The sequence below is a fragment of the Rhodospirillales bacterium genome (genome assembly GCA_016712595.1).
Taxonomy (GTDB): domain Bacteria; phylum Pseudomonadota; class Alphaproteobacteria; order Rhodospirillales; family Defluviicoccaceae; genus Defluviicoccus.
On the sequence record JADJQT010000001.1, the window covers coordinates 2117938 to 2142091 of the forward strand.

Consider the following 24154-nt stretch of genomic DNA (forward strand, 5'->3'; position numbering starts at 1 on the left):
CGTCCTTTCTCTGGTTGCGACAACGTAGCGGAACTGACCTGGGTAGCTGGACTTACCTGGACTTACGAGGTGGCAAGCACCTTGTGCGCATGGATGGCGATCATTTTCTCTTCATCTGTCGGAACGACCCAGACCGCCACGGGACTGTGTGTATGGCTGATGCGTGGGCCGTTCACCGCGTTGGCCTCCTCGTCGAGGCGGATGCCCAGCCATTCGGAGCGGCGACAGACATCGGCGCGGATGGGCGCGGCGCGTTCGCCAATGCCGGCGGTAAACACCAACGCATCGATTCCGCCCAGTGTTGCGACCAGCGCACCGAGTTGCTTGGCGATGGTATAGCAGAACAGCTCGACGGCCTGGTGCGCGCGCGGGGTCTGGCTCGCCAGCAAGGAGCGCATGTCGTTGGAAAGGCCGGAGACGCCGAGCAGGCCGGACTCCTTGTAAAGAAGTTTTTCGATCCGGGCGCCGTCCCAGTTCAGGGTTTGTATGAGGTAGAGGACTACGCCGGGATCGAGCGCGCCGGTGCGCGTGCCCATCATCAGGCCGTCGACAGCGGTGAAACCCATCGACGATTCGACGCTGCGACCGTCGAGCATCGCGCACATTGACGCGCCGCTGCCGAGGTGGGCGACGACGACGCGACGCGCCCCAGGGTCGATCTCGTGCATCCTGCGGGCGATGTATTCGTAGGAAAGGCCGTGAAATCCGTAGCGGCGGATGCCCTGTTCGCTGAGGCGATAGGGCAGGGCGAAAATCTGCGCCACCTCCGGCTGTGTGCGATGAAAGGCCGTATCGAAACAGGCGATTTGCGGCAGGTCGGGAAACATCTTCGCCAAGGCGCGGATGGCGAGGAGGTTGTGCGGCTGGTGCAGTGGGGCGAGCGGTTCGAACTGGACGAGGTCGGCGAGGACGCGCGCATCGAGCCGAACTGGTCCGGAATAAAGCAGGCCGCCGTGGACGACACGGTGGCCGGCGGCGGCGACGCGGATATCGCGTTCGGCGGTGGCGAACCAGTCGAACAGGAAGCGAAGCCCGTCCTCATGGCCGAACGCCGAGTCCTTGGGCCAGTGCTGATCGCCGAGGAGGACGCCATCTTGATCGTAGCCGACAAAGTGAGGGTCGGTGCCGATGCCTTCGAGCATGCCCTTGCCGAGCAACTGGGGTTCGGCTGCGTCGTCGGCGCTATATGCCGCGTACTTGATGCTCGAGGAACCGGCGTTGATCACGAGGATGCCGGGCGCAGCGGAGGTCATTGGCGTTACTCCGCCGCTTTGAGTAGAGCGGCGCCGCGGCGTAATTGCGCAGCGAACAGAACGGCGACGGCGCACGATGCAAGGCGCGTCCTGGCGCTATCGGCGCGGCTGGTCAGAATGATCGGTGCCCGCGCCCCGATGACGATGCCCGCAGCCTCGGCATTGGCCATGAAGGTGAGCTGCTTGGCCAACATGTTGGCCGATTCGAGGTTGGGAGCAACGAGGATATCGGCCTTGCCGGCGACCGGGGAGAGAATGCCCTTGGTTCGCGCCGCCTCCTCGTCGATGGCGTTGTCGATCGCCAACGGTCCGTCGATCAGCCCGCCGGTGATCTGTCCGCGCTCGGCCATCTTGCACAGGGCCGCAGCTTCGATGGTCGAGGGGATCTTCGGGGTGACTGTCTCAACCGCAGACAGGATTGCCACTTTCGGCACGGTGATGCCCATGGCCTGCGCCAGCTCGATGGCGTTCTGCACGATGTCCCGCTTGTCTTCGAGCGTCGGAAGGATGTTGATGGCGGCATCGGTGACGATGATCGGCCGGGCGTAGGTGGGGACGGAGAGAAGAAAGCAGTGGCTCAAGCGCCGCTCGGTGCGCAGTCCGCAGTCTTTCTTCATCACTTCGTGAAGCAGCTCATCGGTGTGCAGGCTGCCCTTCATCAAGGTTTCTGCCTCGCCGCCATGCACCATGGCGACGGCGAGTTCCGCCGAATGATGGCTGTGCTCGGAGGGCACCAGCCGGTAGGGGGAGATATCGAGATTTTCTGCGTCGGAGACGGCACGTATCTTTTTTTCCGGTCCGATCAGCACTGGCAGGATCAGATTGTGTTCGGCGGCCTCGATCGCGCCCCGCAGCGCGTCGTCGCTGCACGGATGCACCACGGCCGTAGACATCGGCGGCAGGCCGTCGCACTGGCGAATAAGATCGAGGTAGCGGTCCTCCCGCCGGAGCTGCACCGTCGGCAGGTCGCGCCGGGGCAGGCGGATCTTTACACTTGGCGCCTGGACGTCGAGCGTACCGGAGAGCAGTTCTCTGCCTTCCTCATCAAGGCATAGGCAGTCGAAGACGACAACGCCGGTCTCCGCCCGTTTCTCACGGACGGTGATCCGCGCGGTGATCGGCCTGCCGATCGGCACCGGTTTGAGAAACCGGATCGCGTGCATCAGCGTCACCGAACCCAGCCCCGGAAGCCGCGTTCCAGCGAGGGTCGAAAACAGCACCGCCGCCCATGTCGCCTGGCCGGCGCCGTGGTTGAACATCGACGAATCGAGCGGCGACGGATCAAGGTCGACGAGGTTGAAGTTGCCGGTCACCGCCGCCCATGTCTCGACGTCCTCCGGGCGAAACTGGCGGACGAGCGACGTCGAATCGCCGAGATTGATCTCATCGAACGTCTTGTTCTCGATCATATCGTTCATCGACGGACGGCTCCTTGAATGCAACGTCAACGGCGCTACGCAGCGCAATATGTCTGTCCGCTCTGACGTTCCGGGGCGTGGCGAACTGAAAGGAACCGTAGACTATCGGCCCCTCTGATGCACCGCAAGGTGGGCTCTGCGCACGTTTCGGTGAAATTCCCATGATATTACGGCTAGATGTGGATCGGCGTCGCGACGCTTTCGCCTCCCTGTTGCGTATGCGAAGATGAGGGCGGATTGCCGTTTCGCGGAACGGCGCAAAACCGGGGCTCAACGCTTGTCCGTCGTTAATCTCGATCGGCTGTTCCGGCCGGAATCGATCGCTCTCTTCGGTCTCGACCAAGGTCCGCATTCGGTCGGTCGTGTCGTGGCGACGAACCTTTTTCGGTGTGGCTTCGATGGACCGGTCATGCCGGTACACCCGTCGGATATGGCGGTCCAGGGGGTTCTTGCCTACGCATCCGTCGCCGATCTGCCACTGACGCCCGATCTTGCCGTCATCGCCAGCCCGCCGGAAGACATCCCGCCGTTGATCACCGCCCTGGGGGAGCGTGGTACCCGTGCCGCCGTGGTCCTGTCGCATGCCTTCGAAGCCGCCGGTACCGCTGAAGGGGCCTCGTGCCGGCGAAGGATGCTCGATGCCGCCCGGCCGTTTGACCTGCGGATCGCCGGTCCGGCCTGTCTTGGCATCATCGTTCCCGCGCGCGGTCTCGATGCCAGCTACGCTCATGCGCGCGCCGCGAAGGGTGACCTTGCCTTTATCAGCCAGTCGGGCTCGCTGATGACCGTGATGCTCGACTGGGCGGCGGCGCGTGGTGTCGGATTCTCATTGCTGGCATCGCTCGGGGATATGAGCGATGTCGACTTCGGCGACATGCTCGATTACCTGGCGTTCGACGGCGGCACACGGGCCATTCTCCTGTGCATCGATAGCATTGCCAATCCGAGGCGGTTCTTATCGGCGGCGCGATCGGCCGCCCGCCTGAAACCGGTGATCGTTTTCGATGTCGCCCGACTGGATGTCGGCCGAGAACGCAGGCGCTCGGGTGCGCGCCGGCCCACCCGAGGCGAGGTCAACGACGCTGCCTTTCGCCGCGCCGGCATCCTTCCGGTGGATAGCCTCGCTGATCTGATCGCCGCTGCCGGAACGCTGGGCACCGGCATTCGCATGGCCAATGATCGCATCGCCATCATCGCCAACGGTCACGGCATTGGCGATGTCACTGCCAACATGGTGCTGCAGGAGAATGGCCGGCTTGCCGAGCTCAGCCGGCCGACGCTCGATGCGCTTGACCGGATTCTGCCGGCGCGATGGGGGCGGCGCAACCCGGTCAACCTGTTCAATGATGCCACTGCCGAACGCTATCGTGACGCTCTGGGTCCGCTGCTCGCCGATCCGGGGGTCGATGCGATCCTTACGGTGGTTACGCCAACGGCGATCGGCGATACGATCGATGCGGCGTACTCCATCGCCGATCGGATGGTGCGTGAACGCAAGCCGCTTGTTGCCGTCTGGGCCGAGGAAAGCAGCCTTGACGACGCGCGCCGGCTGTTCGCCACGCGCCGCCTGCCGCTGCATGACGCGCCGGGGCCGGCGGTCGCTGCGCTGATGCAGCTGGTTCGCTATCGTCGCAGCCAGGACATGTTGATGGAGACCCCCGCATCGTTGCCGGAACAGTTCGGCCGGGATGCGGGACGCGTGCGCGCGGTCGTTTCGGCGGCGCTCAAGGAAGGCCGGGAATGGCTGAGCGAGCCGGAGGCGAAGGAGGTTCTGGCCGCCTACGACCTGCCGGTCGCCCGCGCCGTGACGGCGGCAACGCCGGAAGACGCGGTTAGCGCCGCCAAAGACCTCGGTTTTCCGGTTTCGTTGCGGCTTCAGGCGCCAGGCGAGACCGGGGCCGCCGTGCGCGGACGCGATGGCCTGGGTGATCTGGAAACGCCCGAGGCGGTCGCCGTGGCCGCCCGGCAGACGGAGGCGCGCTTTCGCCGGGCATACGTCGACCGATGGTTTCCCGGCTTTACCGTGCGTGCGCAGCCTAAGACGATCCAGCAGCATGAGTTGCGCATGGGCATGTTCGTCGACGCCGACTTCGGTCCGGTCATCATCTTCGGCCCGGGCGGCGATATTGCTCAGGTGATTCGCGAGCGTGCCCTGGCGCTGCCGCCGCTCAATCTCAATCTTGCCTACGACTTGATCGCCGAGGCGCAAGCGTGCGCGTTGCTGCAGGGATACGGTGAACGGCCCGCCGCCGATATCGAGGACATCGGTCTTGCGCTGGTCAAGCTCTCACAACTTGTCGTAGAGATTGCCGAGATCGTCGAGATCGATATCAACCCGATGCTGGCTGGCGGCGACGGTGTCGTCGTCGTCGCCGCCCGCATTCGCATCGCCGCCACCGGCCGGCCGGCGGATGCGCGGCTGGCGATCCGCCCCTACCCGAAGGATGTGGAGAAGATGGTGTTCGATCGCGGGGGGCGCCAGCTGCTCCTGCGCGCCATCCGTCCCGAGGATGAGCCCGCACTGCGCGCGTTCGTTCGTAGCTTATCGCCGGAAGATCGCCGCCTGCGATTCTTCTCTCAGGTCAAGGAACTCGACCATCGCTTGGCGGCGCGCATGACGCAGATCGACTACGACCGGGAAATGGCGCTGGTGCTGTTTGACGAAACGGCCGAAGTGCCGGAGATGCTAGGAGTCATGCGTATTACCGCCGATCCGGACGAAACGCGCGCTGAATATGCCGGCGCCGTCCGCTCCGATCTCAAGGGAACCGGCCTTGGCCGGTTGCTGATGGAGGAGATCATCGCCTATTGCCGCAAACGGGGCATTTCAGAGATTTGGGGTGACGTCCTGGCGGAAAATGCGCCAATGCTGGGGCTGGTCCGCAAACTCGGATTCGTGATTAGGAGCGATCCGGAAGACCGTACCGTGCGTATCGTCTCCAAGTCGCTCGATTAAGGGGTCGTTTGCGGGAGAGAGCGGAATCCTACCCTAATACCAAGTCCCTGTATTCGAGACTCTCGTGAGGGATTCCCGCGAGCGCCGAAAGATGATTCACGCTGGCAAACGAGATGGAGTTTGCCATCGGCGCTGCGACGCAGCGCGCATCGGCGGCGTGGGGCTGCAGTTCATGCGCGACAACTGGCTCTCCAACCGGGTCTTCACGTCCTTCGACGACATCGTCGATCACTGCCGCCAAGCCTGGAACAAGCGCGTCGCGCAGCCCTGGCGCATCATGTCGATCGGACTGCGCAACTGGGCGCATCGGTTCTGATCAATGGGACTTGGTATAAGCCACCTGGGACACAATCCATCATGGCCCGGCGCACCGTTCTGACCGGCCGGAAGCGGGACGCCCTGCTGGCGCTGTCCGCCGACGAGTCGACGTTGCTGCAGCACCATGTCCTCAGTGACGTTGACCTCGGTCATATCCACCGGCGCCGGCGCCCGCAGAACCGGCTCGGCTTTGCCCTGCAGCTGTGCGCGTTCCGCTACCCCGGCTGCCTGTCGCAACCGGGCGAACTGATCCCCGAGATCATGCTGGCGTTCATTGGCGCCCAAATTGGGATCTCCAGCGAGGCACTCACCGGTTACGGCGAGCGGGAGGCGACGCGTTATCAGCATTCGATCGCCTTGCAGCAGCTCTACGGGTACCGGCCGTTCGAAGGTGCCGTCCGCAAGGAGACGCTGATCTGGCTGCGCGCAGCAGCGGAGGGCGCCCGCACCAACGATGGGCTGGCGGCCGAGTTGGTGGCCGAGCTCAGGCGGCGCAAGATCAGCGTTCCCGGCATCACCACCATCGAGCGCTGTTGCGCGGACGCGCTGGTCGCCGCCGACCGCGCCATCGTCAGCGCATCGCCGATCGGATCGACTCCGGCACCGCCAAGCGGCTCTGTGCTCTGCTCGACGAGACGGTCGATGACCCGCTGACCCGGTTCGTCTGGCTGCGCCTGTTCGAGGCCAGCACCAACTCGGCTGACATCAACCGCATGCTCGACCGGCTCGAGTACCTGGAGACGATCGGCGTCGACCGTCGCCTGCTCGACGGCGTGCCGCCGCATCGGGTCAGCCGGCTCCGGCGCCTGGGCGAGCGCTACTACGCCGACGGCGTCCGTGATCTTGCCGTGGGCGGCAGCTGGCGATCCTCGCCGCTTGCGTCATCGAATGGCGTGCCGGCATCGCTGAAACGATCCTGGAGACCCACGAACGGATCGTCGGCAAGCTCTGCCGGGATGCCGAGCGGAAGCGCGACGCTGATGTGCAGGATCAGCGTACGACCATCGGCAAGACTCTCTGTCAGTTCGCCGACCTCGGCGCTGCCCTGATGCGCGCCCACGACGACGGAGGGGACCTGCCCGAAGCCGTCCTCGCCAGCGGCGGCTGGCCAGCGCTACGACAGCGGGTCGAGCAGGCGCGCGCTTTGACCCCCAGGTCGGCGCCGATCCTCTCGACTACGTGGCCCAGGGCTGCCCCCTCTTCCGCCGCTATGCGCCTCGAATGCTGGAAACGCTTTCGTTCCAAGGCGGCCGACCTGCCCGACCGCTGCTGGATGCGATCAAGCTGTTGCGGCAACTCAACAGCTGCGGTGACAGTCGTTTGCCGCCGGCGGCGCCGACAAGCTTCTTGCGCACCAAGTGGCGAAAGCGGCTGCTCGAGGCGGACAAACCTGACCGGCCGTTGTGGGAGTCGGCGGTGCTGTTCGAACTCAGGAACGCGCTCGAGGCCGGCGACGTCTGGCTCGCCGACAGCCACCGATACGCAGAAGTGGAGACTGCCCTGGTTCCCGCCGCGGCGATTTCCTCGGCAAGGCTGGCCGTGCCCATGGATGGCCGGCTCTGGCTTGCCGCCCGGGCCATCGAGCACGGCCAGGTGCCGACGAGTGCCATCCACGGCGGGCGGCTGCGCGTTGACCGTCTGGAGAAAGCCGTCCCCGACGGTGCCGAAGACCTGGTGTTGGCGCTCTACCGGGAGATGCCACAAACCCGGATTACCGATCTGTTGCTGGAGGTTGATGAGCGGATCGAGTTCACGTTAGCCTTCGCTGACCTGCGTACCGGCATCCCATGCCGCGACCGCGTTGGCGTGCTCTCCGTCTTGCTGGCCGATGGCGTCGATCTAAGCCTCAAAAAGATGGCGGAAGCCTGCGACACGCACAGCTTTTGGAAGCTGCTCCGAGTCGGCCGGTGGTTCGTACGCGAGGATACGACGGCCCAGGCGCTCAGCCTGGTGGTCGAAGCGCAAGCCGAGCTGCCGATGGCCAGGTTCTGGGGCGCAGGTGTGACCTCCTCGTCCGATGGCCAACACTTCACCGTGGGCGGCATGGGCGAGGCCATGAACGCGGTCAACGCCCGCTATGGCCACCAGCCCGGCATCAACGCCAACAGCCACGTCAACGATCAGTACGCGCCGTTCGCTTCCCAGGTCATTCCGGCGACCGTGCATGAAGCGCCGTACATCCTGGACGGGTTGCTGCAGAACGATGCTGGCCGGCGGATCGCCGAGCACTATGCCGATACCGGCGGCTTCACCGACCACGTGTTCGCCACCTGCTCGATCCTCGGCTTCCGCTTCGCTCCGCGCATCCGCGATCTGGCTGACAAGCGAATCTACGTGTTCGATCCAGAAGCAACACCCGCGTCGCCCCAGCCGTTGGTCGGCGGCCGGATCAACTCTCGGCCGATCGCCGAAAGCTGGCCCGACGTGCTGCGGCTCACTGCCAGCATGGCGACCGGCGCCGCCGTCCCCAGCCAGGCCCTGCGCAAACTCGCCGCCTATCCTCGGTAAAACCGGCTGGCCGTCGCCCTGCGTGAGATCGGCCGGGTCGAGCGCACCCTGTTCCTGCTCGATTGGCTGGCCGATCGCGATCGGCAGCGCCGCGCGCAGATCGGCCTCAATAAGGGCGAGGCCCACCACGCGCTGAAGCGCGCGATCAGTTTCCACCGGCGCGGCGAGCTCCGTGATCGCACCAGCGACGGCCAGCACCACCGGATCGCGGCGCTCAACCTGCTCGCCGCCATCATCATCTATTGGAACAGCTGGAAGCTCGGCGAGGTCGTCGCCCGCATGGTGGAAATCGGCCAGCCACCTTCGCCGGATCTCCTGCCCCACGTCTCGCCGCTCGGCTGGGAGCATATCAACCTAACCGGCGAATACCGGTGGCGACCCTTAGGGTAGAATTCCGCCCTCTCCCGCAAACCACCCCATTAAGGACGTCGACGAGTCGCGACAGCCGCCCGCGCGGCATGGGGCGTCGCCTTACGGCAATTCAGAACTGCTTGAGCAGGCGATCGATATAGTCGAGTTCGGACTGCGGGCGGGAGCGTTCGGCGGCACGGCGGCGTAGTTCGCCGAGGATCTGTTGCGCCCGGTGCGTTTCAGAGCGCTCGGGAATATCGAGCGTGCCGGTTGCAAGGCCCCGGCGGCCATCGGGCGGGCGACCGAAGATGTCCTGCTCACCCCCACTGTCGCTCCCGGGGCCCGCCACCCCGATCATCCCACCGATACGCTGGGCCATCGCCTCACTCGCCGCGTCCATCGCCCGGGACAGCGCGTCCGCCGCCCGGCTCTGCTGGTTAAGGGCATCTGTGGGGTGACGCTTGTCGAGCGCCTCGATGGCGCCGCGCATTGCCCTGTCAGCGTCGCCGAGCGGAGGCGGGATCTCGCCCAGAAACTCATCCATGTTCAGCATCAGCGCACCCAGATCGCTGCGAAGTGCCTGCTGGTCACGTGAATCGCCCTTGCCGGTGCCGCTGTTCGCACCTTTATTCGCGCCTTTCTGCGGTGATGGCATGCCGTTCGCACCGTTCGGCGCTGGTGCCCGGCGATCCGTGCCTAGCCTCGCGGCGTCCGCGCCGTTGCGCTCGGCATTGGTCGGGGATGGCTCGCTGGCGCGCAGCCGCCTGAAGGTTTCATCGAGCAGCGACTGCTGGCGCGCGGCAAGGTCGCGGAGCGATTGCATCAAGGCATGTGCGGTGGCGATGTCCGGATTCGGGGCCTGACGCAGGCCAGACCGCAGGGCATCAAGCGCATGCTGCATCTCGGCGAGCATTCGCATCGCCGCCTCGCGACCGCCGGTCCGGGCGAGTTGGCGCGCGCTTTCCAGCATGTCGGTAAGGTCCTGCGCGTGCAGCAATGACTGCTGCGGATCGAGCGGTGCGGGCTTCTCGTCACGGCGGGCGAGTTCCGCCGCGGCGGCGGCAAGATACTGATCGAGCGCTTGATGCAATTCGTCCATCAGCCGGTCAATCTCTGCCGAAGGCGCGTTGCGCTGCAGCGCTTCGTTCAGTCGCTGGCGGGCTGCGTCGAGCCGGCGTTCAGCAACCGGCACACCGCCCTGTTCGATGCGAAGCGCCGTTTCCCACAGCAGATCGCGCACCTGCGGCACCGCTGCGGCACTCTCGTCGTAGTGAAGCCGCGCGGCGGCGACGGCAAGCGTCAGCGATACGGTCGTATCGCCGGCGAACGCCGCTGGTACCGCAGCGATGGTGGAGAGCTCCTGGCGCGCCGCGCTTCGAATAGCGGGCGAGGGGGTGAACAGCTGCTTGCGCAGGCCGGCGAGGGCACGGGCAACGGGATGCGAGAACGTGCGTTCCGGCAGCATCAAGGTCGTCTCGTCGCTGCGACCGACCTGTCCCTTGGCGTCCGTTGCTTCCAGGTGTATGCGCACCGCCTGTCCCGCCATCGGACTGGCGGCGAGATCCTGGATGGAGCTGCCGCTGACCTCGATTGCCGACGGGGCCGGCACGGGCAGCGGCACGCGCAGGACATCACCGGGCGCCGCGCCGGCAGCGGGCGCCTTGCCGGGCTCCGCGTCGGCGGCGGGCACTTCGGCATCGTCGATCACCGCCGTTACGTCATTGACGCCGTAATCGTCGTGCGCCTTATAGGCGAGCCCGAGCAGACCGTTGCCGGCTGGCGCGGGCGGGGCGGCGAAGGTGATCACAGGCACGGCATCGGGAATGACGTTAATCGGCCAGTTGGCAATCGTCCGCCAGCCGTCGCGCACGGCAAGGCGCGTACCGACGGTGAGCGTGGTCTCGGCACTCCATGCCTGCAACCCGGATGCTTTACCCGCAAGCGTGGTAAACGGCACCGCGGCCTCGCCCGCCATCAGCGTCGGAGCCGAGCCGATACCAGACGCGCGCGCCAGCACGGCGCTGCCCGCGGGAACCCGCAACGGCGAAGGCCCGGCCGAGGCGGGGTCGTCGGGTGCTGCCGCAGCGCTACCACTGGCAGTGGGGGAGGAGGGGGCGGAGGATAGGAACATCGGCACGCCGCCGGTATAGGCAGGCGGCGTGATCCACAGCTCGACGAGCGACGCACGGTCCCCGGCGGCACGCCCGGGATCGAGGGCGCGCAACAAGCGTGCGCCCGCATCGCCGTGGCCGGAGGCAACGCCGATTGCCAGCAGCAGGACGACGCCGGCGCGCACGCCCCAGGGCTCATGGCGGGCGATATCGGATTGGGGCGGGTGCACGCTCAGGGTTCCGATCCTGCGCGCCATGCGGTGCTGATGGCGGAGCCATAGCGCCCGTGCCAGCGGGTCGGCGCGCCCGGCGGCTAGGCCGTCCTCAAGCGCTTGTAGCGGACGATCGGCAAGGCCGCTGTCTCGTTCCAGACGGGCCCGTGCCACCGGATGTCCGGCCCGGCGCATCGCCGGCCAAGCCCAGGCGATCGCGGTCACGAACGCCGCGGTGAAGACGGCGAGAATTCCGGTGTGCAGCCAATCGGCAAGCGAGGGCAGAACGTCGAGCAGCGCCAGTCCGACGAAAGCGCCGAGCACGCAGGCGGTCGGCCATAGCCGCGGCCACAATCGCTCCCAGACGACGGCGGCGCCGGCAAGCGCCAGGAGAATTCGATAGCGCCGGGCGGGCACGCCCTGGAGCGCCGGTTCCGGCGGCTTGCCGGCAGACCCTTCAGGAGGCTTGCCCGCCGAGGCGCTCACCGCGAGCGGCCGGCCGCGACAGCCGCAGGTTCCATGGCCAGATCATCCGTCTTGTCACGTCGGGTGTCTGGCCCAGCGGTGAGCCAGGAGGGCAGATGCTGGCGGGCGAGCATCTGTTCGACGGTCACGCGCTCGTTCACCACCGCCCATCGCCGCCCATGGACGAGGATCTCAGGAGCAAGGGGACGGGCGTTGTAGGCTGAGGCCATGGAGCGCCCGTATGCCCCGGCGGTCCTGATCGCCAGCAGGTCGCCGGCGGACACCGCCGCAAGCAGCCGGCCGGTGCCGAAGGTGTCGCTGGTCTCGCACACCGGCCCGACGATGTCGACCGTGCGCAGCGGTGTATCCTCAGCCGGCGCGCGCACAGGCACGATCGCGTGCCAGGCATCATAGAGGGCGGGGCGCATCAGGTCATTCATGCCGGCATCGACGATGACGAACGTGCGCATCGCGCCTTCCTTAACGCGCAATACCCGGGTGACGAGCACGCCGGCATTGCCGACGATCATCCGTCCCGGCTCGAAAATCAGTCGGCAGCCGAGGTCACCAACGGTTTCGGCCACCGCTTGCGCATACGCGCGCGGCTCGGGCACGTCGAGGCCCTCGTTGCCGTAGGGCACGCCCAGGCCACCGCCGAGATCGAGGGTGCGGATCGAAAGACCGTCGGCGCGCAGCATGGCGACGAGATCGCGCACGCGCGCGAACGCCTCGCGGAAGGGGCCAGTATCGGTCAATTGCGAGCCGATGTGCACGGCAACTCCGACGACGTCAAGTCCCGGCAGGGCCGACGCCCGCGCGTAGATCCGGTGGGCGGCCGTCCATTCGATGCCGAACTTGTCCTCCTGACGGCCGGTCGAGATCTTATCGTGGGTATGCGCGTCGACATCGGGATTGACCCGCAGGGCCACCGGGGCGCGAACGCCCAGCGAGCGCGCGATCGCATCGAGGCTCTCCAGCTCGGCCTCGGATTCGACATTGAGTTGCAGGACGCCGGCGCGCAGCGCCTGGCGCATTTCCTCCGATGACTTGCCGACGCCGGAAAAGACGATTCGTTCGGCGGGAATGCCGGCGGCGAGCGCCGTCGCTAGTTCGCCGCCGGAGGTCACGTCCGCGCCGGCGCCCATGCGTGCCAGCGTGGCAATGACGGCAAGGTTGCCGTTCGCCTTCACCGCATAGCAGACCGTGGGCGAGAAAGCCGCCAGTGCTTCGGCGAAGACGCGGTAGTGCCTTTCCACGGTTGCCGTCGAATAGACGTAGAACGGGGTCGCGACGTCGGCGGCGATGACGTCGAGCGAGACGTCCTCGGCGAACAGGCAGGAATCCCGATAGCGGAAATGGTCCAAAGCGTCTGCCCTCTGCTCTACCCGTCAGCCTTTGGCCTCTGCCCTCCAGCCTCGACCGCTCAGTGTTGCGGATAGGTGCGCGGATAGTCCGCGCCGGGCGGAGGTTCAGGCTGTCCGGCGCGCCCGCATGCGGACATGGGCAGCGTGAGGCCGGCAATCAACACGATGAGCAGCAGATGGCGGATCGCGGGCGCGTGTCTTATCTTCATGCCCCGCACTATGCCGTCTCGCGCGCGATGTGGCGAGATGGAAAGCACGAACGGGGCGTCAGTCACCGAGAGCGGCCGGCTGCGCCGTCGCGCCGGCCGTGAGCCTGCTGGCTCCGGTGGTGATCTCGGCGTCGAGGTCGAACGGCGTGCGGCCGGCAGCGAGCGCATCGACCAGCGCGACGTGTCGCGGCAGGCAGTATGTCTGCAGGTCGTAGCGATCGATCACCGTTTGCCGCGCCCGCGCCCGCACATCCGCCATACGATCGGGGTGCGACAGTGCCCGATCGACGGCGGCAGCCAGATCGGCGGTCGAAAAGAAATCGACGAGGAGTCCGTTTTCGCCGTCGCGGATCACCTCTTCAACCGGGGGCGTCGCCGAGCCGATGACGAGACAGCCGGCCGCCATCGCTTCCAGCAGCGACCAGGACAGGACGAAGGGGTAGGTGAGATAGACGTGCGCCGCCGAGACCTGCAGCATCGAGACGAAGTCGGCATAAGGAATGCGCCCGACGAAGCGCACGCGCTCATGGTCGATGCGATCGCCCACCTCGGCCATCATTTTCTGCCGCCAGGTCTCGCCTTCGCCCAGCCGGCGACCGTAGCTGACCTCGTCGCCGCCGACGATGAGCACGATCGCGTTCGGCCGGCGGCGCAGGATCTCCGGCAGCGCCCGCATGAAGATATGAAAGCCGCGATAAGGCTCGAGGTTGCGGTTGACGAAGGTAATGACCTCATCCCCCGGTCGCAGCTCGATGCCGCTCTTGGCCAGGCGGACGACCGCGGTCGCGCTGGGCCTGACCCGCGCGGTATCGATACCGTCGTGAATGACCGTCATCCGCTCGCGATAGCGCGCCGGCACCGTCGAGCGCTGCCATTCGGTCGGCGTGACGCACCAGTCGGCGGCATCGAGGTTGAGCAGGGAGTTGGCGTTCTTCATGCGCAAGCGGCAGCGGCCGGTCACCTCGTCCTCGCTGAATTCCGGATCGAAGGCGAAGTCGGCTCCCTCCGCCTTGTAATAGAACTCGATGAACGACAGCAGCCGGGCCTGCGGGAAGACATCCTTGAGGAACAACGCCTCGCCCCAGCCGGGATGAGCACAGATCACGTCGGGTGAAAAGCCGCGGGCGCGCAGCTCCGTCGCCGCCTGCGCCGCCGCTTCGCCGCGGATGACCTTGGTCTCGACGTCGCCCACCCAGGGGTGGATGTTGGTGCTCGAACTGCGCTTCGGCTTGTAGTGGAGAATTCGAACGCCCGGAATTGGCTTTTGATTCTCGATCGCGAGCGCCGTGACCTCGTCGCCGCGCGCGACCAGCGCCGGCGCCAGATGCAGGTATTGGGCCGGGAAATTCTGGTGGACGAAAAGCACCCGCATGCCGAACGATTCCTCCGCAAAGCCGCGAAGATACCCCGCACGCGCCCAGCCGCCAACCCGCGCCACGAACGCGGCCAGCGTCGGCGGCAAGGAGCTTTGAAAACGTGCGGGCGCGCGATCCTGGATGCGGTAGCGATTACGGACGGCGGATGAAGTCCAGCAGGTTGTCGAGCAGCGCCGGATCGGGAATCACCCGGGGGATCTTGTTCTGTCCGCCGAGCCGGCCGCGGCTCTTCATCCACGCGGCGAAGGTGCCAGGAGCAACGGCATGGACAACGGGTGCACCGACGCCGCCGGCAATCACCCGTCGCTCGTCGTAGTCCTCATTGCGGCGGGCGAGGTCCTTATCCAGTGCCCGGGTAAACGCCATGAGCCGGTCGGGCTCGTTGATCGCGGGCTCGAACTCGACGACGTAGACGTGATGACCGAGCTCGCTCTGACCATTTGCCGCCGCGTCGCTGAAGGCGGTGCCGACGGAGAACTCGTTGACCGCGGCGCCGATCTCGTCCGCCGCCGCCAGAACGCAGGTCTCGATCAGTTCCCCCGAGACATGCTCGCCGAAGGCGGAGAGCATGTACGCGGTGCGCCCGGTGATCATCAGGCGCGGCGGTGCGCGGTCGACGAAGCGGACGACGTCGCCGATGAGGTAACTCCACAGGCCGGCGCAGGTGGTCAGCACGATAGCGTAGTCGATGCCGGTCTCGACGGTGCCGAGCCAGTGGCGCGTCGGGTTGGCCGAGCCGACCTCGGCGGTGGGCACGAACTCGTAGAACAGGCCATTATCGGCGATCAAGCGCAGACCTTCCTGCGGTCCCCGGTCGGCGACGGCGACGAAACCCTCGCTCGCCGGATAAACCTCGCGCAGCTCGGCGCGGCTGCCCTCGAGCATCGCCTCGAAGCGCTTGCGGTAGGGATTGAGGCTGACCCCGCCGTGGGTGATCAGCTCGAGCTGGGGGAAGATCTCGGCGATGCGTCCACCCGAGCGCGGCTTGAGCGAGACAAGCTTTTCGAATAGCAAGGTCAGCCAGCCGGGCGCTCCGGAGATGAAGCGAATGTCCTCCGTCAGCGCCTGCGGTGCCAGCTTGTTGATCTTTTCTTCCCAGTCGGTCAGGAAGGTCAGCGACTTTGGCGGGAAGTACCAGCTGCGAATCCACCACGGCACGTTCTTGGCGGCAATTCCGCTGACATCACCGCTGAAAACGCCCGGCGCTTGCTCCTTGAGGTCGGTCGAGCCGCCGAGGACGAACGACTTGCCGTCGAAGACATGGCTGTGCGGCCGGTTGCGCAGGTGGTGCACGAAGATGTCGAGCGCCGCCTTCTTGTTGGAGGCGACCATCGCCTGGGAGCAGGGAATGTATTTCACCTTGCCGGTCGAGGTTCCCGAGGAGACGGCGTAGTAGGGCATGGTACCGGGCCAGGTACAGTCGACCATGCGCGGAAACGCGTCCTTCCAGTACTCGTCCCAATGCTGGGCGTAGGTGCGCAGCGGGACCTGAACCTGGTAGTGGGCGACGCTTTGGATATTGGCAAAGCCATGATCGCGTCCGAACTTTGTCGCTTCGGCGGCGCGGACCAGCTTCAGCAGCTCCCGGCGCTGCGCCTCGACGGCATCCTGACCGGCGAGGGCGCGCCAGCGGTTCCACGCGTACGCGCGCAGCAGCGGCGTTGCCGCGAACGGCACCGGCTTCGCGCGGGCCGGAGGCGCGGAGGTGGGCGAGGAGCTGAAGGCGGGCGTGCTCATTGGCTTCCTGACATAATATGGGTTGCCCCACAGGGGCTTCTAAGGTTCCCGGGCTCGCAGGACCAACTCACGTTTTGTTACAGACAGTGACAAGGACTGGCGAAGCGCTCGCGAGCACCCGCTCTTGCGGCGTAAGGTCGAGCAGCCGCACCTGCGGCATAAGGCTAAGACTGCAGACCGCAAGGAGACCCCCACGGATGGCCGATTCCGCTCCGATGCTTTCAGGCACCCCGCATGCGCTCGTCGTCCGCAACATCGGTCTGATCCTCAGCGGTGATCTCGCACGCCCGATTCTCGATGCCGATACGGTGCTGTGCGTGGACGGCAAGATCACTACCGTCGGCCGGGCGAAGGACATCGATGGACACGGCGCGGATGTCATCATCGACGCCAAGGGCTCGGTCCTCGCGCCGGGACTGATCGACAGCCACGTGCATCCGGTGTTCGGCGACTGGACGCCGCGGCAGAACCAGCTCGGCTGGATCGACAGTTCGCTCAATGGCGGGGTGACCTCGATGATCTCGGCGGGCGAGGTGCACCTGCCGGGACGGCCGCGCGACATCATCGGCGTCAAGGCTCTGGCGATCACCGCGCAGCGCGCATTCACCGGCTTTCGCCCGGCAGGCGTCAAGGTGCATGCCGGCGCACCGGTACTCGAACAGGGGATGGTTGAGAGCGATTTTGCCGAGCTGGCAGCGGCGGGCGTGCGCCTGCTCGGCGAAGTTGGCCTCGGCAGCGTCAAGGCCGGCGACGAGGCACAGCAAATGGTCGCCTGGGCGCGCAAGTATGGCATCCGCAGCACCATCCACACCGGCGGACCTTCGATTCCGGGCTCCGGGCTGATCGATGCCGACGTCGTGCTGGCGGCGGACGCCGACGTCATCGGCCACATCAATGGCGGCCATACGGCGCTGCCGGACGCGCAGATCCGCTGCCTGTGCGAGCGCTGCGATCGGGCGATCGAGCTCGTTCACAACGGCAATGAACGCTCGGCGCTGGTGGCGCTGCGCGCAGCCAAGGAACTGGGACAACTCGAGCGGGTGATACTCGGCACCGACGGGCCGGCTGGCTCGGGCGTGCAGCCGCTCGGCATCCTGCGCATGATCGCCATGCTGGCGAGCCTCGGCGAAATCGCGCCCGAAGTGGCGTTCGCCTTCGCCACCGGCAATACCGCGCGCATTCGCGGATTGAGTTGCGGACTGATCGAGGTGGGGCGGGACGCCGATCTGGTGCTGATGGACCGGGCGCAGCATTCCGCCGGGGCGGACCTTCTTGCGAGCGTCGCCCTCGGCGATCTGCCTGGCATCGGCATGGTCATAGTCGACGGCATCGTCCGCGCCGGGCGCAGCCGCAATACGCCGCCCGCCGACCGCGTTCCGGAAATACTTTGAACCAGAGATCGCTTCGATTGTCCGGGTAACCAGTTCCTCCCGGCCAACGGGCATGGACGCCCGCCGGCCGGGATTGGAAGGCTCTCGCCGCGATGTGTGGCTATGCGGCGTCTCGCCGCGATGTGTGGCTATGCGGCGTCTCGCCGCGATGTATGGCTATGCGGCACGGATCTCGCTGACGGCGGTGCGCACGGTCTGGTCGAGGCGTTCGGCCTCGCCCTTGAGCGCGACGGCGGCACTCTGGATGTGCTTCGCCCGGTCGCCGGTTTCGCATGCCGCCGCGTTCAGGCTCGACATGTTCTGCGAGGCGACGTCGGTGCCCTGAGCCGCCTGCATGGCGTTGCGGGCGATCTCGTCGGTCGCCGCGCCCTGCTCTTCGACCGCGGCTGCCAGGGTCGTCGACAGTTCGGCGATCTTCTGGATGGTTTCGCGAATGGCCTGGATGGCGCCGACGGCACCGCTCGTCTTCGCCTGGATATCGGCGATCTGGCTGTTGATGTCGCCGGTCGCCTGCGCCGTCTGGTTGGCGAGGTTCTTGACCTCGCCGGCAACGACGGCGAACCCCTTGCCGGCATCACCGGCCCGCGCCGCCTCGATCGTGGCGTTGAGGGCGAGTAGATTGGTCTGTTCGGCGATCGAGTTGATCAGATTGACCACATCGCCGATGCGCCCCGCCGCTTCCGACAAACTGCGAACCATCTCGTCGGTACTCGACGCCTGCTGCACGGCCTCCTGGCAGATCCGCGCGGTGTCGGCGACGTTGCGGGCAATCTCGCCGATCGAGGCGCTCAGCTCCTGGGTTGCCGCCGAGACGCTCTCGACGTTGCCGGCGACCTCGATCGCCGTCTCGCTGGTTGATTCGCCCTGGCGACGGGTATGCTCGGCGTTGCCGGCCAGACCCTCGGCCTCGTTGAGCAAGGTTCCCGACGAGTTGCCGATGCCATCGATGACGCCGCGCAGCCGCTCATTGAGTGAATTGGCGATGCGATCGAGATCCTCGCGCCGTTTAAGATCCGCCGCTGCCTGCATTTCCGCCCGCTCTTGAATCCCGTATGCGAGCTTGACCTTCATCGTGCGCAGGAAATTGGTGGCGCGGAAGAACTCAGGGACACGGGCGATGCGGATATCGGCGGCGAAATTGCCGGCGGCGAGCGCGGCGAACGCCGCTTCGAGCTGGTCGAGCGGCCGCTGGATGGTGGCCTTGTTCATCCGCCACAGGACGACGATGCCGATGGCGCACACTGCGACGATACAGGCAGCGATAATTTCGCGTGCGTTCCGATCGGACGCAGCGTCAGCATATTCTTCCTGTGCGACGCGGAGCTGCAGGTCGCGCAGCTTGAGATTTGTAGCGACGGCAGCACTGAAGAGCGGAGCGGCCTTGGCGACGAAATGCTTGCGCAGCCCGTCGAGGTCGCCTGCGCGCGCCAGCTCGATTGCGGGCTTCAGGCCCTCGTCGACAAAACGGTCACGCTCGGAGATGAACTGTGCGGCGAGGCGCGATTCCTCCGGCGTAAGGTAGGTCGCCATGTACGCATCCCACGTCCCGTCGATGTTTCTAGCATTGGCCCTGATCTCATCGAACAGCGGGGTGAGTTCGGCGGGGTCGACGTTCTCGTCGAGCCTGATCTCCGCCATCTGCAGCAGGTGCAGATTATCGCGCATATGATCGGTCATATCGCTGAGCTGGTACAGTGGTACCGTCCGGTCCTCGAACACCGACTTCAGATGGTAATCGGCATTCAGCATGCCGGCGAGGCCGACCCAGGCGGTCACCAGCAGCATGGCGAACATCATGGAAAAGCTGATGATCAGACGGCCGCCGAGACTGGCGCAGAACTGCTCGATCCGGCCGCGCCAGCCCGAGCGGACGATGCGCCCGCCGCGCAGACCCCAGCCCTTTAGCGTGCCGTCGCGCATCTGCGCGTAGACGCGCTCGGCCTCGGCGATGTCGGCGCGGCTGGGCTTGGTGCGGATGGAAACGAAGCCGGTGATCTCGCCATTTTCCATCATCGGCGCGACATTGGCGCGCACCCAGTAGAAGCCGCCGTCCTTGGTGCGGTTCTTGACCAGCCCCTCCCACGAGCCGCCGGCCTTGATTCGCGACCACAAATCGGCGAACGCGGCCTTGGGCATGTGCGGGTGACGGACGAGGCTGTGTGGCTTGCCGATCAGCTCGCTCTCGGAATAGCCGCTGATCTTGATGAATTCCTGATTGGCGAAGACAATTCGCCCCTTGGGATCGGTACGCGAGACGAGCAGTTCGCCGTCGGGGAAGTGGGATTCGTGATCGGTGATGCTCAGGGCTCGCGCCATCCATGTATCCTCGATCGCCAGCTTGCGTTTGGCGGCGCAAGGCGGTGCGTTGATTTCGCCGCGCCACGAACCTGAGTATCGGGCGCGAGACTGGAGCGCGTCCGATCGTTTCGGCCCTGCGAGCCCTGTCCGTACGCGGATTGCGCTGCAGTGATACGCCGACGAGAGTTGACAACAGGTAAACATTGCGGCGTGACGAGGGCTGACTGGCGGGCCAAACCTGCAACCGGATCGTTCGCACCCCGGCGGGTAACGTCGACGGGAGAGGGGAACCGCGCGCGGATCACACGGCGAGGTAGGCGCGGGCGGCGGCTTCGTCGGCGAGAAGGGCGTCGATCGCCCCTTCGCAGCGGATACGGCCCTTTTCGATGATGCAGGCGCGGTCGGCGACGGCGCGGGCGAAGCGCAGGTTCTGCTCGGCGAGCAGGATGGCGAGGCCGGCGCGCTTCATCGCGATCGTGGCATGGACCATGGCATCGACGACGATCGGCGCGAGCCCCTCCGAGGGCTCGTCGAGCATGATCAGCCGGGGGTTGCCCATCAGGGTGCGGGCGATGGTCAACATCTGCTGCTCGCCGCCGCTGATTCGCCCGGCAGGGCGTCGACGCAGATCCGCGAGCTTGGGAAAGAGGTCGTAGAGACGCTCCGCCGTCCAGTGGGGCACTCCAACCCGGGGCAACTGACGGCCGACGGCGAGGTTTTCCTCGATGCTGAGGCCGGCGAAGATGCGCCGGTCCTCCGGTACCCAGCCGAGCCCGAGGCGGACGGCGGCGCCGGTCGAGGCCTCGGAAATGTCGTGCCCGGCGAAGACGAGGTGGCCGCGCCGGTGCGGCACCAGGCCGAGGATCGCCTTCAAGGTCGTCGACTTGCCGGCCCCGTTGCGGCCCAGCAGCGCCAGCGCCTCGCCGGGCGCCACCGTCAGCGAGACATCGAAGAGAATTTGCGCCCGCCCGTAAAAGGCGTCGAGGCGGTGGACTTCGAGCATCACGACCCGCCGCGCGCCAGCGGACTTGATGCACCGCCGTCATCCTCGCCGAGATAGATGGCGCGGACCTCGGGGTCGGCGCGCACCGCCGCCGGCGCGCCCACGGTCACCATCCGGCCGCGATCGAGGACCATGACCCGGGTCGCATGGCCGAAGACGACGTCCATGTCGTGCTCGGTGAACAGCACGCCGATGCGCCGCTCACCGGCGATGGCGGCGGCAAGGCGCATCAGCTCGACGCGCTCGGCCGGGGCCATGCCGGCGGTGGGCTCGTCCATCAGCAGCAGACGTGGCTCGTTGGCCAGCGCCACCGCAAGCTCGAGCCGCTTGAGATCGCCATAGGCAAGGATGCCGCACGGCCGTTCGGCCTGGTCGGCCATGCCCACCCGCGCCAGCAGGCCGAGCGCCTCATCGAGATAAAGGCGCGCGGCGCGGGGCCGTAGCGAGAGCAGCCGGCCATGGTGCGACAGCAGCGTCGTCTGCACGTTCTCGATGACGCTCATCGTGGTGAACGTCTGGGTGATCTGGAAGGTGCGGCCGACGCCCCGCCGCCAGATTGCCCGCGGGGAGAGCCCGGCGATCGGGCGGCCGTCGAGCGCGATCGTGCCCGCATCCGGGCGAAGCTGACCCATCAGCATGTTGAAGCAGGTGCTCTTGCCGGCGCCGTTGGGGCCGATCATCGCCAGGATCTCGCCCGCCGCGAGGTCGAAGTCGATGCCGGCGACCGCATCGATTCCCCCGAACGATTTCTTCAGGCCGCGCACGCTCAGCAGCATCATCGCTTGCCCGTGGTGGGCGGCTCGCCGTCTGCTGTCTCCAGGAGCGGGGCGAGGCGTTCGCGGGCATAGCCGACGATGCCGCGCGGAAAGGCCACGACCAGGGCGACGATGACGAGGCCGACAATCAGCCGCCAGGCGTCGGTCCACGTCGACAGGCTCACTTGGAGCAGGTCATAGACGCCGGCGCCGACGACGGGGCCGCTGAGTGTCTGCACGCCACCCAGCAGCACCATCACCAGCCCCTCGATCGATAAGGGAATGGCGAGGACATCGGGAAAGACGCTGCCCTTGAGGAAGGCGTAGACGCCGCCGGCGAGCCCGGCGAAGGCGCCGGCGAGAAGAAAGGCGCGGCGCTGGAAGCGGGCGCGATCGACGCCGATGGCGTCCGCTCGCATCGGCGCGTCCCGGCAGGCGCGCAGCCCCATGCCGAACGGCGCGAAGACGCAGCGGCGCAAGGCGACGATGCCGGAGCCGGTAAGGACGAGGACGACGTAGTAGAAGACCTTGGGTGAGGACGCCCAGGCGGCGGGCCAGACGCCGAGGATGCCGTTGTCGCCGCCGGTGACGTCGTACCACTGGAAGGCTACCGACCAGACGATCTGGGCGAAGGCCAGGGTCAGCATGGCGAGGTAGACGCCGCTCAGCCGCACACAGAAGGCGCCGAAGACGATGGCGCCGGCGCCCGCCGTCAGTGGCGCGAGGGCGAGGGCGAGCGGCATCGGCGCGCCGAGGTGCGTCGTCGCCAGCGCCGCCGCATAGGCGCCGAGGCCGAAATAGGCCGCATGTCCGAACGAGGCCATGCCGCCGATGCCCATCAGGAAGTGCAGGCTGGTGGCGAACAGCGCGAGGATCAGCATCTCGCTGATCACGCCGACGACGTAAGGGCCGGCGAAAGCGGGGATCAGCGCGAGGATCAGGGCGAGGACAAAGACGGTATCCCGACGCCCGCGGGTCATCGGACGGAGCGACGCGGTTTCGTCGACCACGGTCGGCGATCGCGCCGCCGCAGCATCCGGCCGGCCGAGCAGCCCCCACGGACGGACGACGAGGACGATGGCCATGACCACGAAGGCGAGGACGAGGCTGACGCCCGGCAGCACGACGATGCCGAGGGCGTTGAGCACGCCGAGCAGCACCGCGGCGAGATAGGCGCCGGGCACGCTGCCGAGCCCGCCGACCACGACGACGACGAAGGCCTCGACGATGATCTGCAGGTCCATCGCGTGGTTGACCGAGGCGTGCGGCAGTTGCACGGCGCCGCCGAGGCCGGCGAGGAAGGCGCCGAGCACGAACACCCCGGTAAACAGCCAGCCCTGGCGGACGCCAAGCGCGGCGACCATCTCCCGATCCTCGGTGGCGGCGCGCACCAGCACGCCCCAGCGGGTCCAGCGGAACAGGACTGTGAGGCCGAGAAGGACGAGCGGCCCGAGGGCGATCAGTACCAGGTCGTAGGCGGGAAACGGCGTGCCGAGGATGTCGATCGCGCCTTCGAGCCCCGGCGCGCGCGGCCCCAGCAGGTCTTGCGGTCCCCAGATCATCGGCACCAGGTCCTCGACGATGAGCACGAGCCCGAAGGTGGCGAGGAGCTGGAACAACTCGGGCGCGCGGTAGATGCGGCGTAGCAGGGTGATCTCGATCAGCCCGCCGAGCGCGGCGACCGCAAGCGCGGCGAGCAGCAGCGCCGCCCAGAAGCCACCGGGCACAGCGCCGGTCAGACGCTCGCTCAACGAGTAGGCGATGTATGCCCCCAGCATGTAGAACGAGCCGTGGGCGAAATTGACGATGCGGGTCACCCCGAAGATGATCGACAGGCCCGAGGCGACAAGGAACAGCGCCGAGGCGCTGGCCAGCCCGTTGAGAACCTGGACGACGAGAAAGTCCAAAACGCAGCATCCGCGATTGACGTGACGATCACCAATGCTGTTGCCCCACCCCGGCGCCGCGGTCAAGCCCGGGCCGGGCGGGTGACGTTCCCGTTTCGCCGTTTGTACGTTCCATCGCGATCCGGTGCGTTATCCCAACTTCGACTGGGCTGGGTTAGTCTGCGTTCCCGTCCGCTGTGCTCCGCATCGAGACCGAAGAGGCAGTTCTCAAACGAAGATTGACCTGTCGTAAGCGAGGAGTGACTCACAACTTGAAGCGGCTACACGCATGCAACGGACTTCGCTTCGAATCCACCTACCGCGCACTATTTGGTGGCAAGTGCGCCTATGATCGTGGGCAGATACATCCGAACTTGTTCGCGGTCACTCTCTTTCTCCACCTCTGAGAGTTGCTCGTAGGGTGTGGCAATCTGCTTCTGCCAATGGTCGACCAAATGAGGCGGAATAACCAGAGAGCCATCATCCTTCTTTGTGCACTTTTCATGCAGGTACTGCTGCCAATGAGACCAACGTTGGTGCTCT

13 protein-coding genes and 1 pseudogene are annotated in these 24154 nt (G+C 66.5%); 4 read left to right on the forward strand and 10 right to left on the reverse strand.

Annotated features, from left to right (window positions below; genetic code table 11):
* Positions 1–62: 62 nt before the first annotated feature.
* Positions 63–1253, reverse strand: a complete 1191-nt coding sequence (locus IPK66_09585; protein ID MBK8175487.1) for an acetate/propionate family kinase — start codon at positions 1251–1253, stop codon at positions 63–65.
* 5 nt (positions 1254–1258) lie between these two features.
* Entirely contained in the window at positions 1259–2671 is a 1413-nt protein-coding gene (locus tag IPK66_09590) for a bifunctional enoyl-CoA hydratase/phosphate acetyltransferase (GenBank protein MBK8175488.1), read from the reverse strand.
* A gap of 277 nt (positions 2672–2948) precedes the next feature.
* On the opposite strand from IPK66_09590, the gene IPK66_09595 reads away from it, so the two are divergent.
* The 3 genes and pseudogenes from IPK66_09595 to IPK66_09605 all read left to right on the forward strand — a co-directional run bounded on the left by IPK66_09595 (position 2949) and on the right by IPK66_09605 (position 8843).
* Complete coding sequence (locus IPK66_09595) at positions 2949–5627, forward strand: bifunctional acetate--CoA ligase family protein/GNAT family N-acetyltransferase (protein ID MBK8175489.1); 2679 nt, start codon at positions 2949–2951, stop codon at positions 5625–5627.
* Positions 5628–5784: 157 nt separating this feature from the next.
* On the forward strand, positions 5785–5943 hold the full coding sequence (locus IPK66_09600; GenBank protein MBK8175490.1) for a hypothetical protein: 159 nt from the start codon (positions 5785–5787) through the stop codon (positions 5941–5943).
* Positions 5944–5984: 41 nt separating this feature from the next.
* A pseudogene (locus tag IPK66_09605) lies at positions 5985–8843 on the forward strand (Tn3 family transposase).
* Positions 8844–8934: 91 nt separating this feature from the next.
* On the opposite strand, the gene IPK66_09610 reads toward IPK66_09605, so the two are convergent.
* From IPK66_09610 to IPK66_09625, 4 genes are all read right to left on the reverse strand, one after another.
* Positions 8935–11613 carry a TIGR02302 family protein gene (locus IPK66_09610; GenBank protein MBK8175491.1) on the reverse strand — a complete coding sequence of 893 codons (2679 nt, stop codon included), beginning with the start codon at positions 11611–11613 and terminating at the stop codon, positions 8935–8937.
* A complete protein-coding gene (gene lysA / locus IPK66_09615) occupies positions 11610–12956 on the reverse strand; it encodes a diaminopimelate decarboxylase (protein MBK8175492.1) in 1347 nt (448 codons plus the stop codon). Before lysA ends, IPK66_09610 begins: the two co-directional genes overlap by 4 nt.
* A 267-nt stretch (positions 12957–13223) precedes the next feature.
* Entirely contained in the window at positions 13224–14537 is a 1314-nt protein-coding gene (locus IPK66_09620; protein MBK8175493.1) for a glycosyltransferase family 4 protein, read from the reverse strand.
* Between the two features lie 136 nt (positions 14538–14673).
* The gene (locus IPK66_09625) at positions 14674–16278 is read right to left on the reverse strand and encodes a GH3 auxin-responsive promoter family protein (protein ID MBK8175494.1); all 1605 of its coding nucleotides are present in this window, start codon (positions 16276–16278) and stop codon (positions 14674–14676) included.
* A 197-nt stretch (positions 16279–16475) separates the two neighbouring features.
* Here IPK66_09625 and IPK66_09630 point away from each other — a divergent pair, with 197 nt between their 5' ends.
* A complete protein-coding gene (locus IPK66_09630) occupies positions 16476–17669 on the forward strand; it encodes an amidohydrolase family protein (protein ID MBK8175495.1) in 1194 nt (397 codons plus the stop codon).
* A gap of 156 nt (positions 17670–17825) precedes the next feature.
* Here the strand turns inward: IPK66_09630 and IPK66_09635 are convergent, their stop codons facing one another.
* The 4 genes from IPK66_09635 to IPK66_09650 all read right to left on the reverse strand — a co-directional run bounded on the left by IPK66_09635 (position 17826) and on the right by IPK66_09650 (position 23632).
* The gene (locus tag IPK66_09635; protein MBK8175496.1) at positions 17826–19985 is read right to left on the reverse strand and encodes a Tar ligand binding domain-containing protein; all 2160 of its coding nucleotides are present in this window, start codon (positions 19983–19985) and stop codon (positions 17826–17828) included.
* Positions 19986–20268: 283 nt separating this feature from the next.
* Positions 20269–20970, reverse strand: coding sequence for an ABC transporter ATP-binding protein (locus IPK66_09640; GenBank protein MBK8175497.1), 702 nt, complete (start codon positions 20968–20970; stop codon positions 20269–20271).
* Complete coding sequence (locus tag IPK66_09645; GenBank protein MBK8175498.1) at positions 20970–21749, reverse strand: ABC transporter ATP-binding protein; 780 nt, start codon at positions 21747–21749, stop codon at positions 20970–20972. Before IPK66_09645 ends, IPK66_09640 begins: the two co-directional genes overlap by 1 nt.
* Entirely contained in the window at positions 21746–23632 is a 1887-nt protein-coding gene (locus tag IPK66_09650) for an ABC transporter permease (GenBank protein MBK8175499.1), read from the reverse strand. The genes IPK66_09645 and IPK66_09650 overlap by 4 nt, the downstream gene beginning before the upstream one ends.
* Between the last annotated feature and the right edge of the window lie 522 nt (positions 23633–24154).